The 16,080-nt window shown below is 61.0% G+C and carries 16 protein-coding genes and 1 tRNA gene; 12 read left to right on the top strand and 5 right to left on the bottom strand.

The genetic code is table 11. The features are described from left to right. Position 1 precedes the first annotated feature (1 nt). The 6 genes from rplT to CMI59_RS06275 all read left to right on the top strand — a co-directional run bounded on the left by rplT (position 2) and on the right by CMI59_RS06275 (position 6,965). Positions 2 to 358, top strand: coding sequence for a 50S ribosomal protein L20 (gene rplT, locus CMI59_RS06300; protein WP_293326215.1), 357 nt, complete (start codon positions 2 to 4; stop codon positions 356 to 358). A 196-nt stretch (positions 359 to 554) separates the two neighbouring features. Further along, a complete protein-coding gene (gene pheS / locus CMI59_RS06295) occupies positions 555 to 1,646 on the top strand; it encodes a phenylalanine--tRNA ligase subunit alpha (RefSeq protein ID WP_293326213.1) in 1,092 nt (363 codons plus the stop codon). Then, complete coding sequence (gene pheT / locus CMI59_RS06290) at positions 1,643 to 4,075, top strand: phenylalanine--tRNA ligase subunit beta (protein WP_293326210.1); 2,433 nt, start codon at positions 1,643 to 1,645, stop codon at positions 4,073 to 4,075. Before pheS ends, pheT begins: the two co-directional genes overlap by 4 nt. Positions 4,076 to 4,136: 61 nt before the next feature. After that, positions 4,137 to 4,943 (top strand): ion transporter, encoded by an 807-nt coding sequence (locus CMI59_RS06285; RefSeq protein WP_293326207.1) that lies wholly within the window; start codon positions 4,137 to 4,139, stop codon positions 4,941 to 4,943. Between the two features lie 76 nt (positions 4,944 to 5,019). After that, a complete protein-coding gene (locus CMI59_RS06280) occupies positions 5,020 to 5,817 on the top strand; it encodes an alpha/beta hydrolase (protein ID WP_293326204.1) in 798 nt (265 codons plus the stop codon). A 323-nt stretch (positions 5,818 to 6,140) separates the two neighbouring features. Then, the gene (locus tag CMI59_RS06275; RefSeq protein WP_293326201.1) at positions 6,141 to 6,965 is read left to right on the top strand and encodes an enoyl-CoA hydratase-related protein; all 825 of its coding nucleotides are present in this window, start codon (positions 6,141 to 6,143) and stop codon (positions 6,963 to 6,965) included. Between the two features lie 2 nt (positions 6,966 to 6,967). On the opposite strand, the gene CMI59_RS06270 is transcribed toward CMI59_RS06275, so the two are convergent. Then, positions 6,968 to 7,831, bottom strand: a complete 864-nt coding sequence (locus tag CMI59_RS06270; RefSeq protein WP_293326199.1) for an HAD family acid phosphatase — start codon at positions 7,829 to 7,831, stop codon at positions 6,968 to 6,970. A gap of 78 nt (positions 7,832 to 7,909) precedes the next feature. Between CMI59_RS06270 and lepA the strand changes: the two genes are divergently transcribed. Then, positions 7,910 to 9,712: a translation elongation factor 4 gene (gene lepA / locus CMI59_RS06265; protein WP_293326196.1), complete on the top strand. Its 1,803-nt coding sequence runs from the start codon at positions 7,910 to 7,912 to the stop codon at positions 9,710 to 9,712. Between the two features lie 94 nt (positions 9,713 to 9,806). Here lepA and CMI59_RS06260 read toward each other — a convergent pair whose 3' ends face one another. Then, a complete protein-coding gene (locus CMI59_RS06260) occupies positions 9,807 to 10,103 on the bottom strand; it encodes a hypothetical protein (RefSeq protein WP_293326193.1) in 297 nt (98 codons plus the stop codon). Between the two features lie 183 nt (positions 10,104 to 10,286). Between CMI59_RS06260 and CMI59_RS06255 the strand changes: the two genes are divergently transcribed. Beyond that, a tRNA-Ser gene (locus tag CMI59_RS06255) sits at positions 10,287 to 10,376 on the top strand. A gap of 188 nt (positions 10,377 to 10,564) precedes the next feature. On the opposite strand, the gene CMI59_RS06250 is transcribed toward CMI59_RS06255, so the two are convergent. Together CMI59_RS06250 and CMI59_RS06245 are read right to left on the bottom strand one after the other, a co-directional pair. Then, positions 10,565 to 11,122: a TadE/TadG family type IV pilus assembly protein gene (locus CMI59_RS06250; protein WP_293326190.1), complete on the bottom strand. Its 558-nt coding sequence runs from the start codon at positions 11,120 to 11,122 to the stop codon at positions 10,565 to 10,567. 3 nt (positions 11,123 to 11,125) lie between these two features. Then, complete coding sequence (locus tag CMI59_RS06245) at positions 11,126 to 11,692, bottom strand: TadE/TadG family type IV pilus assembly protein (protein WP_293326188.1); 567 nt, start codon at positions 11,690 to 11,692, stop codon at positions 11,126 to 11,128. Positions 11,693 to 11,997: 305 nt separating this feature from the next. Here CMI59_RS06245 and CMI59_RS06240 point away from each other — a divergent pair, with 305 nt between their 5' ends. After that, positions 11,998 to 13,305: a pilus assembly protein TadG-related protein gene (locus tag CMI59_RS06240; protein ID WP_293326185.1), complete on the top strand. Its 1,308-nt coding sequence runs from the start codon at positions 11,998 to 12,000 to the stop codon at positions 13,303 to 13,305. Between the two features lie 133 nt (positions 13,306 to 13,438). On the opposite strand, the gene CMI59_RS06235 is transcribed toward CMI59_RS06240, so the two are convergent. Beyond that, positions 13,439 to 13,957 (bottom strand): pilus assembly protein N-terminal domain-containing protein, encoded by a 519-nt coding sequence (locus CMI59_RS06235; RefSeq protein WP_293326182.1) that lies wholly within the window; start codon positions 13,955 to 13,957, stop codon positions 13,439 to 13,441. A gap of 214 nt (positions 13,958 to 14,171) precedes the next feature. Between CMI59_RS06235 and CMI59_RS06230 the strand changes: the two genes are divergently transcribed. The 3 genes from CMI59_RS06230 to CMI59_RS06220 all read left to right on the top strand — a co-directional run. Continuing rightward, positions 14,172 to 14,927: a Crp/Fnr family transcriptional regulator gene (locus CMI59_RS06230; protein ID WP_293326179.1), complete on the top strand. Its 756-nt coding sequence runs from the start codon at positions 14,172 to 14,174 to the stop codon at positions 14,925 to 14,927. A gap of 285 nt (positions 14,928 to 15,212) precedes the next feature. Then, the gene (locus CMI59_RS06225; protein WP_293326175.1) at positions 15,213 to 15,380 is read left to right on the top strand and encodes a Flp family type IVb pilin; all 168 of its coding nucleotides are present in this window, start codon (positions 15,213 to 15,215) and stop codon (positions 15,378 to 15,380) included. 232 nt (positions 15,381 to 15,612) lie between these two features. After that, on the top strand, positions 15,613 to 16,080 hold a 468-nt coding region (locus tag CMI59_RS06220; RefSeq protein ID WP_293326173.1), incomplete at its 3' end, for a prepilin peptidase.

Raw genomic sequence — 16,080 nt, 5'->3', positions numbered from 1 at the left:
CATGTCCCGCGTGAAACGTGGCGTTACCGCCCATGCTCGTCACCGCAAGGTTATTTCCAAGGCGAAAGGCTATTACGGCCGCCGCAAGAATACGTTCCGCGTTGCCAATCAGGCCGTGGAAAAGGCCGGCCAGTACGCCTATCGCGACCGCCGCACGAGGAAGCGCAATTTCCGCGCCCTCTGGATCCAGCGTATCAACGCCGGTGTCCGCGAGCACGGCCTGACCTATTCGCGATTTATCGACGGTCTCGGCAAGGCTGGCATCGAGGTGGACCGCAAGGTTCTCTCCGATCTCGCCATCCGTGAACCCGAGGCCTTCAAGGCGCTTGTCGAGCAGGCCAAGTCCGCGCTGAACTGATCGCGGACCGTCTCTGACGGGCGCCGGACCGCCCCCCGGACGACAAGCTCGGGGGAGAGGCGGATCGCCGGATTGCTCGCCTTCCGTTTTCCCTCCGATGCCCCTCGCCGGACCCGGCGCGGCAGCTGCTGCCACATGTCCTTCGGCATGAGCAGTGCGATGGATGAGCGAAGACGGAAAGCGACAGGCGCGAAAGATGACCGATCAAAGCGAACTCGACCGCCTCGAGGCGGAATTCACCACCGCCATCGAGGATGCGCTGGACGAAGCGACGCTGGAAGACGTCCGCATCGCGGCGTTGGGCAAGAAGGGCCGCGTCTCCGAGCTCATGAAAGGGCTCGGCAAGATGAGCCCCGAAGAGCGCAAGGAGATGGGGCCGAAGCTCAATGGCCTCAAGGACCGGCTGAACGAGGCGCTCGCCGCCCGCAAATCCGCGCTGAAAGAAGCGGTGCTGGAAGCCCGGCTTGCCACCGAGAAAGTCGATGTGACGCTGCCCGTGCGCGACAGCGCGCTGGAACAGGGCCGCATCCACCCGCTCTCCCAGGTCTATGACGAGGTCATCTCGATCTTCGCCGATATGGGCTTTGCCGTGGAGCAGGGCCCGGACATCGAGACCGACAATTACAACTTCACCGCGCTCAACTTCCCCGAAGGCCACCCTGCGCGGGAGATGCACGACACCTTCTATTTCGAGCCGCGCGAAGACGGCTCGCGCCTGCTGTTGCGCACCCATACGAGCCCCGTTCAGGCGCGCACCATGGAAGCGGGCAAGCCGCCTTTCCGTTTCGTCGCACCGGGCCGCACCTATCGCTGCGACAGCGACCAGACGCATACCCCCCAGTTCCACCAGATCGAGGGCCTCGTCATCGACGAGGAAACCCATCTCGGCCATCTGAAATGGACGCTGGAGGAATTCCTGCGCGCCTTTTTCGAGGTGGAAGGCGTGGAACTGCGTTTCCGCCCCTCCTTCTTCCCCTTCACCGAACCCTCGATGGAAGTCGATGTGCGTTGCGCGCGTCTCGGCAACGAAATCCGGATCGGCGAGGGCGATGACTGGCTGGAAATCCTCGGCTGCGGCATGGTCCATCCCAATGTGCTGAAGAACTGCGGCGTCGATCCCGAGAAATATCAGGGCTTCGCCTTCGGCATGGGGATCGACCGGATCGCCATGCTCAAATACGGCATCCCGGATCTCCGCGCCTTCTTCGAATCCGATCTGCGCTGGCTGCGGCATTACGGCTTCGCCGCGCTCGATGTGCCGACACTTGCCGGAGGGCTCTCGTCGTGAAGTTCACTCTCTCCTGGCTGAAGGATCATCTGGAAACCGACGCCACGCTCGACGAGATCGTCGAGAAGCTGACCATGCTCGGCCTCGAGGTCGAGGGCGTGGAAGATCCCGCGCAGCGCCTCGCCCCCTTTGCCGTGGCGAAGGTGCTGGAAGCGGGCCCGCACCCGGACGCCGACAAGCTCCAGGTGCTGAAGGTCCGTGCGCTCATCGAGGGCGAGGAAAAGGATCTGCAGGTCGTCTGCGGCGCGCCCAATGCGCGTGCCGGCATGAGCGGCATTTTCGCACCGCCTGGCGCCACCATTCCGGTGAACGGCATGGTGCTGAAGCCGACGAAAATTCGCGGCGTCGAGTCGAACGGCATGATGTGTTCCGAGCGCGAGCTGGAACTTTCCGACGAGCATGAAGGCATTGTCGACCTTGATGGCGACTGGGCCGTCGGCACGCCCGCTTCGGAAGTGCTGGGCGCGAACGATCCCGTGATCGAGATCGCCATCACGCCGAACCGTCCGGACTGTCTCGGCGTGCGCGGCGTCGCGCGCGACCTCGCTGCCGCCGGTCTCGGCCAGCTTGTCATCGACGACATTCCGGAAATCGACGGCAAGTTCGAGAGCGAGACGAAAATCTGGCTCGACTTCCCGGCGGGCGCGGAAGATGCCTGCCCGGTCTTCGCGGGCCGCATGGTGAAGGGCGTGACAAACGGCCCGTCGCCGGAATGGCTGCAAAAGCGCCTGAAGGCCATCGGCCTGCGCCCCATCAACGCGCTGGTCGATATCACCAACTACATCTCCTATGACCGGGGCCGCCCGCTCCATGTCTATGACGCCTCGAAAGTGAGCGGCGATATCGGTGCGCGTCTGGCGAAGCAGGGCGAAAAGCTCAAGGCGCTGGACGAGAAGGAATATGAGCTGACGCCGGAAATGTGCGTCATCGCCGATGGCGCCCGCGTGTTGGGCCTTGCCGGCGTGATGGGCGGCGAGGAGTCGGGCTCGACCGAAGAAACCACCGATGTGTTCATCGAGAGCGCATATTTCGACCCCATCCGCACTGCTCGCACGGGCCGCGATACCGGCATCGTGTCGGATGCGCGCTACCGCTTCGAGCGCGGCGTCGATCCCGCCTTCGTGCGCGACGGGCTGACGCTCGCAACCCGGATGGTCATGCAGCTTTGCGGCGGAAGCCCGAGCGCGGAAGTGATCGCAGGTGCCGAGCCGGATGTGAGTAAAACCATCTCCTTCGATCCGGCCCGGGTGAAGCGCCTCACCGGCCTCGACCTGCCGCGCGAGGAATCCATCCGTATCCTGACGGCTCTGGGTTTCGATGTGACGGATGGCGACCGCCTGACGGTCGGGGTGCCGAGCTGGCGTCCCGATGTGGAAGGCGAAGCCGATCTCGTGGAAGAGGTCGTGCGCGTGCATGGCCTCAACGAGGTGAAGTCGGTTGCCTTGCCGCGTCGTCACGAGGTCTCGCAGCCCGTCCTCACCACGGTGCAAAAACGCGAGCGCCTTGCACGCCGCGTGCTGGCTGCGCGCGGCCTCGTGGAAACGGTCAACTGGTCCTTCATTTCCGGTCCCCATGCCGATCTTTTCGGCGGCGGGGCGGCGACGCCGGGCCTGAAGCTCGCCAATCCGATTTCGAGCGACATGAGCGACATGCGTCCGAGCCTGCTGCCGGGCCTCATCGCGGTTGCGGGCCGAAACACGGATCGCGGCTATGGCGACCTCGCGCTCTTCGAGGTCGGTCAGCAGTTCGAGAACGAAACCCCCGAAGGCCAGGTGCTGGCGGCAAGCGGCATTCGCCGCGCCACGGCGCGGCCGGATGCCCGCGGCTGTCACTGGCAGGGCAAGGCCGGTCCGGTCGAGGTTTTCGATGCCAAGGCCGATGCGTCGGCGCTGCTCGCAAGCCTCGGCGCGCCGGTGGACAATCTCCAGATTTCAGCGGACGCGCCAGCCTGGTACCACCCCGGCCGCTCCGGCGTTTTCCGCCTGGGCCCGAAAAACGTGCTGGGCTATTTCGGTGAAATCCATCCCCGTGTGCTGGAAGGGATGGATGTGGCCGGACCGCTCGTCGCATTCGAAATCTTCCCCGAAGCGATCCCCGCGCCGAAAAGGAAAGCGACGCGCGCCAGGCCGCCGCTCGACTTGGCCGACCTTCAGCCGGTCCGCCGCGATTTTGCTTTCGTGGTGGCGTCGGACGTGCCCGCGGACAAGCTCATCCGTGTCGCGAAGGGAGCCGACAAGAAGCTCATCGTCAATGTCTCGCTTTTCGATCTCTTCGAGGGCGGTTCGCTGGGGGACGACCAGAAGTCGCTTGCCATCGAGGTGACCTTGCAGCCGGTCGAAAAGACGCTGACCGACGAAGAGCTGGAAGAGGTCTCGAAAAAGATCGTCGCGGCGGTCGAAAAGGCAACCGGCGGGACGCTCCGGGGGTAAGCAAGAATTCCCTCTATTGTCGGCTTGATACATACTTCCCCCATTAAAAAGGGGGAGGGGTATGCGGAAAATCAAAACGCGAATTGATCGTCAATTGGTGATTCAGTCTTGGCCATACGGCGGGCTGTCACCAATGAACTGGGTGATCGTGGCGCTTATTTTGTTGAGCGCGGTTCTCTTTACGATTGAGACAGAGCCACTTGTCTTCAACGAATATAGGGGCGTGATCCGAGCGGCGAATATCACTATTCTGTTAGCCTTTGCCCTTGAATTCATATTGCGCCTATGGAGTGCTGGCGAGACGCTAGGCATCAGAGGACTGGCGGCGCGAACAAGATATGCGGGTAGGCTTTGGTTATGTATTGATTTTCTGGCTTTCGCACCGGAGCTCGTCTTGATGGGATTAGTCAGTGTGGGGATAGAGGTGCCGGTGCCGGTTGACGGTTTGCGAGCCATCCGTTTGTTGCGACTTTTGAAACTCATCAGATTTTTGCCAGGCGGGCGGCTTGTAGTTGAGGTTCTAGAAGAAGTGGCACCTCAGTTGCTTGTGAGCCTGCTAAGTGCCCTCGGGGTCATCTACGGATCTGCAGTGGCGATTTACTACGCCGAGCGGACCCATGATCCGGAGCATTTCGGAAGCGTCGTTCGGGCACTTTGGTGGAGCGTTGTAACACTCACAACGGTGGGATACGGCGATGTATATCCACAGACTTCGATCGGGAAGGCACTCGCCGGAGTCATTGCCATTCTAGGCGTTGGCATAATTGCTCTACCGTCAGGCATTATTGCCGGAGCTTTCATGGATAGGCTCCAGGCCGAACGACAACGGAAAAGCGAGCAGAGCCTCGATGAGGAGACTGACGCCTAAGTTAGGGCGCATCCCTCCATTTGCTGCCCTGCTTCTCTGACCGCGCTATGGTGGAACAAATGGAAGGGAGGCGGGGATGGCGGCTTTCAAGTCTTATGAAACGGTGCGTAAAGACCGCGATGGAAATGAGATCCATCTGACGGGCAGGGCAATCGGCGCGGCAGAGGGCAGCATTGTCGTCATGCTGGCCTCGCTGGGGCGTCAGGGAAGCGACTTCGACGATCTTGCCGAACGGCTGGCGTTGAAAGGCTATCGCGTCATTCTGCCGGAACCGCGTGGCATTGGCGGCAGCACCGGCCCGATGAAAGGGCTGACGCTGCACGACCTTGCCGCCGATGTCGCCTATGTCGTCGAAACGCAGACCACGGCGCCCGTCACCATGCTGGGTCATGCCTTCGGCAACCGCCTGGCGCGCACCACGGCGGCGGATTATCCCGCCCTCGTTTCCCGCGTCATCCTGCTTGCCTGTGGCGGTCTCGTCGAGATGCCGGAGGAAAGCATGAAGGCGCTGATGGGCTGCTTCGACGACAATCTGTCTCCGGACGAGCACATCGAATGCGTGCGAAAAGGCTTCTTCGCGGACGGCAACGATCCGGAAGTCTGGCGCGATGGCTGGTATCCGCAAGTGATGCGGATGCAATCCTCCGCCGTGCGCAAGACGGATGTGGAAGACTGGTGGGAAGCAGGCGGCCAGCCCATGCTGGTCGTGCAGGCGCTGGATGACGTGATTGCACTGCCCGCCAATGCGCATGACATCAAGAAACGCCTTGGTGAGCGCATCGCGCTGGCCGAACTGCCGAACGCGGGCCATGCCATGCTGCCGGAACAGCCGGCGGAAATCGCCCGCATCGTGCAAGACTATCTGACAGCGTGATGTTACCGGGAGACTTCCCTGCATCGTCATGACCCGGCTTGTCCGGGTCATCCACGTCTCTCAATCTTCTGTGTCGACAAGATCGTGGATGGCCCGCACAAGCGTCATACGTCGGAGTGCCGCGTGTGCCAGTCCGTCACCAACTGATAGGCATTGGCCGCGCGGGCGAGCAGCGCTTCGGACAGATGCGGCCCTGCAAGCTGGCGGCGAGGTCTCGCGGCCCTCCCGTTCCGGTTTTGTTGGCGCAAGCCTAACACCGCCCGCGCGGTCGGCGACGCCCGGCATGTTATGCTGGCCAAAACGAAACGGGAGGAGAAGCCGCCATGGACCTGAAGACGATCCGCTATGAGGTGACGGACGGCATCGCGGTGGTGACGCTCTCGCGGCCCCACCGCCGCAATGCCTGGACGGGCCGAATGCATATGGAATACCGCCACGCCCTGGAGCGCGCCGAGGCCGACAAGGCGGTGCGCGTCATCGTGGTGACCGGCGATCCGGAGGGGAAGGCCTTTTGCGCGGGTGCCGACATGGCGGCGCTGGAAGGCCATTCGGAAAAGGGCAAATACGACCCCGGTACGGACGACACCATCTCCATGCCCGGCTATGGCGTCGCGCCGGAATTCGACGCGACCTTTGCCTATCATTTCGGTCTGTCGAAGCCCGTCATCGCCGCCATCAACGGCGCGGCGGCGGGCGTCGGGCTGGTGCTCGCGGCCTATGCGGATATGCGCTTTGCCGTGCCGGGGATAAAATTCACCGCCGCCCATGGCCGCTATAATTTCCCCGCCGAGTTCGGCCTCTCATGGATCCTGCCGCGCATCATGGGACTGACCCATGCCAACGACGTGCTCATGACGAGCCGTGTCTTCACCTCCGACGAGGCGATGGAGATGGGGTTCCTCAACAAGCTGCTGCCGCCGGAGCAACTATTGAACCATGCGCTGAACCTTGCCCGCACCATGGCTGAAACATGCTCGCCGGGCTCTCTGCGCGTGACGAAACACCAGATCTATCGCGACCTCCATCGCGACGCGGCCAGCTCCGTGGAAGAGGCCGAACGGCTCCTCAACGAGATGATCAAGGAGCCCGACTACAAGGAGGGCGTCAAAGCCTTCACGCAGAAGCGCAAGGCGGAGTGGAAGGGTTAGCCTTACTTCGCCTTCGGTTCCCAGGGCGACAGTGCTTCCACCTGTAGCTTGCGGCGCTCGGTGGCGGGGATTTTGTAGTTCCCCTCGAAAGGCGCCTGCTCCCACGAGCCATAGCTTGGGTTCGGGATCAGGATCCAGTCATGTCCCCAATGGGCCTTGTCTGCCTCGAAGACCTTGAGACGGTCGGCGGGCGTGCCTTTGAAGCTGTCGGTGAAATCGCCGAAATTGTCGCCGATGAGCAGCGCGATCCGGTAGTTCTTCGCGATGGCCGCCCGCCGCTTGCCCTTAAAGGCATCCCAGCCTTTGGCCGGGTCCTGAGTCATCACCGTGTCTGTCCCGTCCTTCATCGGAAAGCCGAACTTTTCAAGGTTCCCGCGCGTGGCTTCCTTCTCGCCGACCGGGCGATTGGTGACATAGAAGACGGTGACGCCCTTCGAAGCGGCATATCGTGTGAAAGCCAGCGCGCCGGGGATGGGAGGGGAGACCTCGTCCTTCACGAAAGCGTCCCAGCTCTTGAGTGCGAAATGATGGCCGGTCGTGACCAGACGGGCCATATAGGCGGAGTTGTCGAGGACGGTTTCGTCGACATCCAGCACCACGGCTGGAGGCAGGCCCTTGAAGTCGCCTGTCTGCTCCGTCGCAGCGGTCCAGTCGGGGTCTTCCAGGGCTTCATCGAGCCGTATCCGGGCCAGCGCATAAGCTCCGAGCGCGGCGGCTTTGTATTCGACGGATGTTTGCATCCACAGCGTGGCGCCGAAGCCGTCATTCTGGGCCGGGGGCATGGGGTCGGCGGCCCGGACAGGCAGGGTTCCCTGCGCAAAAAGCAATGCCGCTGCCAAAAAAGCCTGTTTCAGATATCCGGTCATCGAGACCCCCCGCTAAAGCCCTGATTGGCTTCAAACCCGCCCAATGCTATATGGGCGCGTCTTAGCATAGAAAGCCAAATGACAGACCTTTCGCACATTCGCAACTTCTCCATCGTGGCCCATATCGATCACGGCAAGTCGACGCTGGCCGACCGCCTCATCCAGCTATGCGGCGGCCTGACCATGCGCGAGATGAAGGAGCAGGTGCTCGATAACATGGATATCGAGCGCGAGCGCGGCATTACCATCAAGGCCCAGACGGTCCGCCTCGATTACACGGCCAAGAATGGCGAGACCTATGAGCTGAACCTCATCGACACGCCCGGCCATGTGGACTTCGCCTATGAGGTGAACCGGTCGCTGGCGGCCTGCGAGGGGTCGCTCCTCGTGGTCGATGCCAGCCAGGGCGTGGAAGCCCAGACGCTCGCCAATGTCTATCAGGCGATCGAGGTGAACCACGAGATCGTGCCCGTGCTGAACAAGATCGACCTGCCAGCCGCCGAGCCGGAGCGCACGCGCGAGCAGATCGAGGAAGTGATCGGCCTCGACGCCTCCGAAGCCCTCGAGATTTCGGCGAAAAGCGGTCTCGGCATCGAGGATGTGCTGGAGGCGGTCGTGCACCGCCTGCCGCCGCCCAAGGGCGACACCGAGGCGCCGCTGAAAGCGATGCTGGTCGATAGCTGGTACGACCCCTATCTCGGCGTCGTTGTGCTGGTGCGTGTCGTCGACGGCCAGATGAAGAAGGGCCAGCGCATCCGGCTGATGAAGACCGGTGGCAGCTACACCATCGATCAGGTGGGTATCTTCAAGCCCAAGAAGCAAACGGTCGCCTCGCTGGATACGGGCGAGATCGGCTATTTCACGGCCTCGATCAAGGAAGTGGCGCATGCCCGTGTCGGCGACACGGTGACGGAGGAAAAGCGTCCCTGCGAAAAGGCGCTGCCGGGCTTCCAGCCGCAGCAGCCGGTCGTGTTCTGCGGTCTCTTCCCGGTGGATGCGAACGATTTCGAGGATCTGCGAGAGGCGATGGGGCGTTTGCGTCTCAACGATGCGAGCTTCGAATATGAGATGGAGACGAGCGCCGCGCTGGGCTTTGGCTTCCGCTGCGGCTTTCTGGGTCTCCTGCATCTGGAGATCGTGCGCGAGCGGCTGGAGCGGGAATTCAATATCGATCTCATCACCACCGCGCCCTCCGTCATCTATCACGTCTACATGACGGACGGCTCCATGGTGGAGATGCACAACCCGGCGGATATGCCGGACCCGGCGCGCATCGACCATCTTGAAGAGCCGTGGATCAAGGCGACGATCCTCGTGCCCGACGAGTTTCTCGGTGCCGTGCTGAAGCTGTGCGAAGACAGGCGCGGGACGCAGATCGACCTGACCTATGCCGGTTCGCGCGCCATGCTGGTCTACCGCCTGCCGCTGAACGAGGTCGTGTTCGACTTTTACGACCGGCTGAAATCGGTGTCGCGCGGCTATGCGAGCTTCGACTACACCATTGAGGCTTACGAGCCAGACAATCTGGTGCGCATGTCGATCCTGGTGAATGACGAGCCGGTGGATGCGCTGGCGACCATCGTGCACCGGGACCGCGCCGAGCAGCGCGGCCGGGGCATGTGCGAAAAGCTCAAGGAGCTTATTCCCCGCCAGATGTTCAAGATCCCGATCCAGGCGGCCATTGGCGGGCGTGTGATCGCGCGCGAGACGATCTCCGCCATGCGCAAGGATGTGACCGCGAAATGCTATGGTGGCGACATCACGCGTAAGCGCAAGCTGCTGGAGAAGCAGAAAGAGGGCAAGAAGAAGATGAGGCAGTTCGGCCGGGTCGAAATCCCGCAGGAAGCCTTCATTGCCGCTCTGAAGATGGACGACAACTAGCCGGCGTTTGTCCGTCTTCGAATATGAAAAACCGCCCGGCCGATGGCCGGGCGGTTCATTTCCCCTCTTGGCCCTTTCGGGCCCCCGCTAAATGTCAGTCCTTGCGGTCGAACAGCGCCGCGATCGCCGCCACCACGACGCCGAGCACGCCGATCACCGCCCAGGCGGGATAGGACATCACGGTCGCAACCGGGCTGACTGCGCCTTCCGGCGCGCCGTCCTGCACCCAGCCCATGAACGCGTCATGGGATCCCGGGTTGAGTAGCGTCCAGAGCTCGCTGGTGGAGCGGATCACCACCTCGCCGGCCTCGAGCGAGCGCAAAGCATCGGAGCCAAGCGCCATCAGCGCGACGATAATGAGAACAAGTCCGATGACCCGAACAACAATCATGGATATGAGCCCCCCAGCTCCAGCACCGTGACAAAAACAAGCGTTGGGAACGGTAGCGCCTGAAACTGTCCCAAACAAGCACACTCGCGTGAAGATTGTGCGCCAAATCAAGGGGATGGCAGTTGATTCAGCCTCAACGATGCGTATAGTGCCGCCCTCTGCGGTCAATACGCCGCAAAATGCGGAGGGGTGGCCGAGTGGCTGAAGGCGCACGCCTGGAACGCGTGTATACGGGCAACCGTATCGAGGGTTCGAATCCCTCTCCCTCCGCCATAAATTTTCCGCCTGAAATCAAGGTGTTGAGACCGGCCGGCCCGGTTGCCGGGTAAGGCGCTCGCGCTCGTGAGCGCCTGGTCCGCATGCGCGCTGCGCTGCAAAACTCCCGATCGCTGAAATAACGAATCCACCGCTGCGGCAGAATTACTACACGCAGCCGCAAATTATGGTTAACGCTTGCCGGGTCAGTTGGTGCGGGCAACCTGAAGCGAGCGCCGCGGCCGCAGATAGGCTTCGTCCGTGAAGACGAAGGGGCTCGTGAAGTATTTCCCCAGCAGCGAGGTGTAGGTGAACTTCACCTCCGCATAGATCACGCTGTCGCCGCCCGTGGTCAGCCCGGCGGGAAGCCCGACGGTCGAGTTCTTGCTGCGCGCGGCCATGTTGTAGCCGTCGCTCCACGCCACCTTGGTGTTGTTGTTGCTGTCGGCCACAACGCTGGTGACGCGCATCTTGAGCTTGGATGCATCGAAGGGCGCCATCACGGCCGCGGTAGCGGCAAAGATGTCGGTCATGTCGTGATCGGTGATAACGGCGGATTGCGCGACCAGATCGCCCACGGTCTGTGTGGCGAGCGTCACCCGGCGATTGGCCGTCAGCGCATCGGTGATCTCCAGCGCGCCGAAATACATGGCGATCATCAGCGGCAAGATGAGCGCGAACTCCACCGCGGCGACACCCCGCCGGTCGCCGGCAAAGCGCCGATAGATACCGAGAATATACGAACGGGTCCGGCGGTCCTTCATGGTTCAGTTCCCTGGCGGCAGCGCGGCGCCGAACGGCTCATTACGAAAAGCGACGCTGGAAACAAGCAAACGGCCGTTTCCAGACACATTCGACAGGCCGATCGCGGTTGGGCTCACTACATTCCAGACGTAATAGGCGCGCACGAGAACGATGTCGCCTGCCGTGCCTGGCTCGAAACGATGATGTTCGATGACATTGCCGTCCGCATCTACCAGCGGGGCGAACACAACCGACGTGAAGCTGGGAAAGGTCTGCACATCCACATTGAGGTTGCTTTCGCAGTCGCTGATCAGCGTCATGCGGTCGCAGATATAGGTCACGAAGTCGGCCTCGCCCCAACCCTGCATCTGAGCCTGGCCGGTACGGACCATGCGGCCCGCCTGGGCGACCACGCTGTCCATATTCGCATTGGCGAAAAAGGTGAGACAGGTCTCGATAATCGCGAAGAGCAGCAGGAAGAAGGGCGCAGCCAGCAGTGCGAACTCGACAGCGGTTACGCCTTTTTCCTCCCGACGGAACCGGCGCAATCTGGCGAAGAACCCTCTTTTATTGTCGCCATGCCTGTCCATGAACCGGTCCAAACGCTTTCTGTCGGCGGACAATCCGCTCCTTGCTCCCATCCATAGCGGACCCGCTCTTACCAAATCGTAAGTGCGGCCCGCCGCATTTGAGGCGAAGTGCGGGCCTCCTCGGGATCGAGGGCCCTGCACCGGCAGCCGGCGCAGGGTGCGGGAACGACCGCATCCTCGGGGTTATGCTTAAAATTGGCTAAAGCTGTGCTGTGGAGCTTCACCAAAAATTAGGACGCGGAATCTAAAAATGAAATCTGGAGACTGGCGCTTTTGCGCGCGTCCTCGGATTGGAGTTCTTCGGCATGTCTGGCATGGGAAAGCGTTTTTCGTTCACTCACGCGGCGCGTTACCTAGTTGTCTTCAAAAAGGACAAGCGGGGCAACTTCGCGACGATTTTCGCTCTTGCACTCATCCCTATTCTTGTGGCCATGGGCGCGGCGGTGGATATCTCGCGCGCCTATGTGGTGCAGTCGCGCTTGCGTTCCGCGCTCGACGCAGCCGGTCTCGCCGTCGGGACGGCCACCGGCAAGACCTCCACGGAGGTGCAGAGCATCGCTCAGGCCTATTTCGACGCGAACTACCCTGCCCAGAAACTCGGTGTGCCGGGCACGATCAGCGTGACCGACAATGGCGACACCGTCGATCTGAGCGTGACGGCGGAATTGCCCACCACAATCATGAACATCGTTGGCATCAATGAGATGAATGTCTCGGCGACGTCGCAAATCAAGCGCCAGGGCAAGAAGCTCGAAGTGGCGCTGGTGCTGGACAATACCGGCTCCATGGGCCAGCGCGGCAAGCTGCCGGCGATGAAGGATGCCGCCAAGCTCTTGCTGAAAACACTCAAGAACTCCAGCGCTGCGACAAGCGCCGGCGATGTCAAGATCAGCGTCGTGCCCTTCACCGTCGACGTAAATGTCGGCAAAGCCATGAAGAACGAGAAGTGGATCCGGTGGTCGACCACGACGCAGGAATATGTGTGCACCGGGTATTGGTGGTGGGAGACATGTGAATGGAAGGACGTCACGACCACGGTCAACAAGAACAGTTGGAAGGGCTGCGTACAGGACCGCGACCAGGATTACGATGTCAGCAATACCACTGCGGATCCAGCTGACGACAAGACGAAATATCCTGCCGAATCCAACAATTCCTATTGCCCATCGGCCCCCATCCTGCCGCTTACGGACAATTGGGACGTGATCGAGGCAAAGATCAATGCGATGCAGGCAAGCGGCAACACCAACACGACGATCGGTCTGGCCTGGGGCTGGAACATGGTGACATTCGGCGGACCGGAATCAACGGCTGCAGCGAAGGCGGACGATCTTGAAAAGGCAATCGTGTTCCTCACAGATGGTGAGAACACGCAAAACCGGTTCACAAGCTCGCGAAACCAGATAGATGACCGCACGGAACTGATCTGCGATGCGATACGCGACGACAAGATCAAGCTCTATACCATCCGCGTGATTGATGGGAATGCGAGCCTGCTGCGCAACTGCGCGACGGAGTCCGACATGTATTATGACGTGGACCAGGTAGACGAATTGAAGAGCGTGTTCGCGTCCATCGCCCTGCAGCTCTCCAATCTGCGTATTGCGAAGTGAAAACGCCGCCGGAGATGCCCGGGTGTAAGCACTGCGAAAACGTAATCGATAAGAGCTGAATATGACAAAGCCCGGAAGCGATGCTTCCGGGCTTTTGCGTACCGACGTCTTCGTTTGTGGGGGGCCGGAGGGGTTACTCCGCGTTCCCCGGTGAAGTCTGTTGCGCCATGGCATTCGCAGCACCCGTCAGTGCACCCGCTTGTTTCATCAAGGAGTCGAAGCGGTCCACATTGTCGCCTTGCGCGGCCACGGCCTCGCAGCGCGGCGCGCAATTATAGGTGTACTGGCCGGTGCCGCGCGTAAGCGTCACGATATCGTTCTCCGGCGCGGTCACGTTGATCGCCATATCGAGGATCTGTTTGCCGTCCTTGTCGAGCGCGATGAGGTCCGTCTGCCCGTGGTTCTTGCCCAGGATATAGACGAGCGTCGAGCTTTGGACATTCACATCGGCAACCCGCGGATTGGAAAGAAATACCGTTGCCGCGGGCGATGCGAGGGTAAGCGGGCGAGAGCTGTTCACCGGCACGCTCAAATCGTCCGCCTGAGCGGCGGTTGCGACGATGGCGGCAAGCCCTGCGCCCGCCACGGCGGCGACCAGACAGGCGCGAAAATTTGTCGCGCGCCGTTCGCCTTTAATGGTTTGTCGGTTCATGTCTGCCCGTCCTGACACTGAATGTCCCGTATTGCCAACTCGTCGAAATCCGCACCGGTCTCTGTCCGGCGCCATTTCTGTGTGCACGATAGCGACAATGAATGAACGATCTGTTGACCAATTCAGAGCTTGGGCCGACCGGATTAACACCTGCTTAAAGAGGGCGGCCTAGATTGGCATTCTGTCGATATTCGGGAATGTTGAGGTGCGGCGCATGTTTGGCGGAATCTCCCAGGGAGAACAGGCACAAGGCAGCGGCCGCTCTCTCGCCCGGATTGCCATTCTTTCCGATCTGCCGCGCAAGGAATTGGCGCTGCTTTCCACCGAGTGTGAGTGGCGCGAAATGACGCGGGAGGAGATTGTTCTCTCATCCTCCGCGGGCGACGTGCTCGAGGGGGTCGTTTTCGTTGTGGCCGGCACGGTAAGACTGGCCCGGCCCAACGGCTTGACTGGCCAGGTCGACTATCTGGATGTTGCCGCCGGCGGGCAGTTCGGCGAGATGGCGGTTTTCGGTATTCCCGATCCGGACCTGACGGTGGTCGCCAGGCAAGACGGTCTTCTCGCAATTCTACCCCAGACGCGTTTTGAGGAGCTGCTTACCCGGGAGGAGAGCGTCTCGCGCGCGCTTCTCTTTCAATACGCGCATCGGCTGAGAAGCGGGCGTGACGCGGAGCCGGACGTCGGGGCGTCTTCCGATGGCGATCTTTCCGGGGAGCAGCGAGTTTATGGTGAGTTGATTTCGCTCGCAGAACCGAGGGCCGGTGACGAGGACAAGCCGGGCGGTCTTTTCGTCGCGCGGCTCCCCCGCCATCGCGAGTTAGCCAGCCGTTTGTCCACCACGGAAGAAGTCGTGGCCCGCGCGATTGCCGGCCTCGTCCGGGACGGCGTGGCGGTACGCGAATATCCGGGCCTTTTCATACGGGACGAGCAGATACTGCGTCATCTATATGAAGATAAATCACACCGCTGATTTTTCATTAACCCGGAAGTAACCATACTCTTTTGTGCGCGCTTTACATTTTTCCGTGTCGGAAGGATCTTGCCTCAATGTGTATGAAGTAAATACATACGATTATTCTATTACATATTAGGTAGGACCTAAGTGTTCATTCATTAGAACCGAATTGAAAGGGCGAGGTTAGTTTTTAGGTAACGTGTCTCGTCTAGTATTCCCTCCAGTCCGAAAGGGCAGCCTTCGCGGTAGAAGCGCAGGCTTGGTGCTGTCGATAGTCACTTAAGTTCAAGGAGGCTTGTTATGAGCCAGTTTCTGAAGTCTTTTGCAAAGAACGAGTCCGGTGCGACTGCGATCGAATATGGTCTCATCGCCGCCGGCATCGCGGTTGCGATCATCTTCGCCGTGAATACGCTCGGTTCCACGCTGAGTGGCGTGTTCACCGACGTGAACACCAAGATCAAGGGCTAACCGCCGTAAATCAGTCCTCTCTATGGAGGACAAAACTCAGGCCGCCGAAACCGATACGGTTTCGGCGGCCTTTGTCGTTTAAGACCGGCGTATGTGAGTAAATCTTGAAAATGTTCAGTGATGAAACATTAAGGCCGCTCGTTTACGTCAAATTTACGGTCATGCGCCCAGTATTTCCTTGAAAGTCTGGTCAAGGCCGTCCGATCCCCGGGTGGCAGAAGATCAGTTGAGGATGGGCAATCAGGTGATCAATCTCGTGGCCATTATCGTCTTTCCGCTCGCCATGATTTTCGGCGCGCTCTGGGATCTGACGACCATGACGATCCCCAATTGGCTGACGGTTTCGTTGGCTGCCGCTTTCGTGGTGGTCGCGCCCTTTGCGGGGTTGGGAGTGGAGCAGATCGGCTGGCATCTCGCCGCCGGCGGTGCCGCGCTCGTTGCGGGCATGGCGCTATTCGGCTTCGGCTTCATCGGCGGGGGTGACGCGAAATTCGTGGCCGCCGCCGCGCTCTGGATCGGATGGTCCGACCTGCTCGGTTATCTCATCGTCGCATCCATTTTCGGTGGCGTGCTGACGCTCGCCATTCTCGGATTTCGTCGTCTGCCGCTGCCGCAGATGCTTGTTCGTCAGGCTTGGGTGGCGCGGCTGCACGATCATCGCGAAGGCGTGCCTTACGGCGTCGCACTCGCATTGGCGGGT

The sequence above is a fragment of the Parvibaculum sp. genome (genome assembly GCF_002684405.1).
Taxonomy (GTDB): Bacteria; Pseudomonadota; Alphaproteobacteria; order Parvibaculales; family Parvibaculaceae; genus Parvibaculum.
Note: the sequence above shows the minus strand (reverse complement) of the source record. Positions and strands in the feature narration are given on the sequence as shown.

What these genes read in the sequence shown, in the direction of transcription:
- CMI59_RS06280 (WP_293326204.1), top strand. Translation starts at nt 5,020, where the DNA reads ATGGCGGCTTTCAAGTCTTATGAAACGGTGCGTAAAGACCGCGATGGA.
- CMI59_RS06230 (WP_293326179.1), top strand. Translation starts at nt 14,172, where the DNA reads ATGTTTGGCGGAATCTCCCAGGGAGAACAGGCACAAGGCAGCGGCCGC.
- CMI59_RS06240 (WP_293326185.1), top strand. Translation starts at nt 11,998, where the DNA reads ATGTCTGGCATGGGAAAGCGTTTTTCGTTCACTCACGCGGCGCGTTAC.
- pheS (WP_293326213.1), top strand. Translation starts at nt 555, where the DNA reads ATGACCGATCAAAGCGAACTCGACCGCCTCGAGGCGGAATTCACCACC.
- CMI59_RS06250 (WP_293326190.1), bottom strand. Translation starts at nt 11,122, where the DNA reads ATGAAGGACCGCCGGACCCGTTCGTATATTCTCGGTATCTATCGGCGC.
- CMI59_RS06225 (WP_293326175.1), top strand. Translation starts at nt 15,213, where the DNA reads ATGAGCCAGTTTCTGAAGTCTTTTGCAAAGAACGAGTCCGGTGCGACT.
- CMI59_RS06270 (WP_293326199.1), bottom strand. Translation starts at nt 7,831, where the DNA reads ATGACCGGATATCTGAAACAGGCTTTTTTGGCAGCGGCATTGCTTTTT.
- CMI59_RS06235 (WP_293326182.1), bottom strand. Translation starts at nt 13,957, where the DNA reads ATGAACCGACAAACCATTAAAGGCGAACGGCGCGCGACAAATTTTCGC.
- CMI59_RS06260 (WP_293326193.1), bottom strand. Translation starts at nt 10,103, where the DNA reads ATGATTGTTGTTCGGGTCATCGGACTTGTTCTCATTATCGTCGCGCTG.
- rplT (WP_293326215.1), top strand. Translation starts at nt 2, where the DNA reads ATGTCCCGCGTGAAACGTGGCGTTACCGCCCATGCTCGTCACCGCAAG.
- CMI59_RS06275 (WP_293326201.1), top strand. Translation starts at nt 6,141, where the DNA reads ATGGACCTGAAGACGATCCGCTATGAGGTGACGGACGGCATCGCGGTG.
- CMI59_RS06285 (WP_293326207.1), top strand. Translation starts at nt 4,137, where the DNA reads ATGCGGAAAATCAAAACGCGAATTGATCGTCAATTGGTGATTCAGTCT.
- CMI59_RS06245 (WP_293326188.1), bottom strand. Translation starts at nt 11,692, where the DNA reads ATGGACAGGCATGGCGACAATAAAAGAGGGTTCTTCGCCAGATTGCGC.
- lepA (WP_293326196.1), top strand. Translation starts at nt 7,910, where the DNA reads ATGACAGACCTTTCGCACATTCGCAACTTCTCCATCGTGGCCCATATC.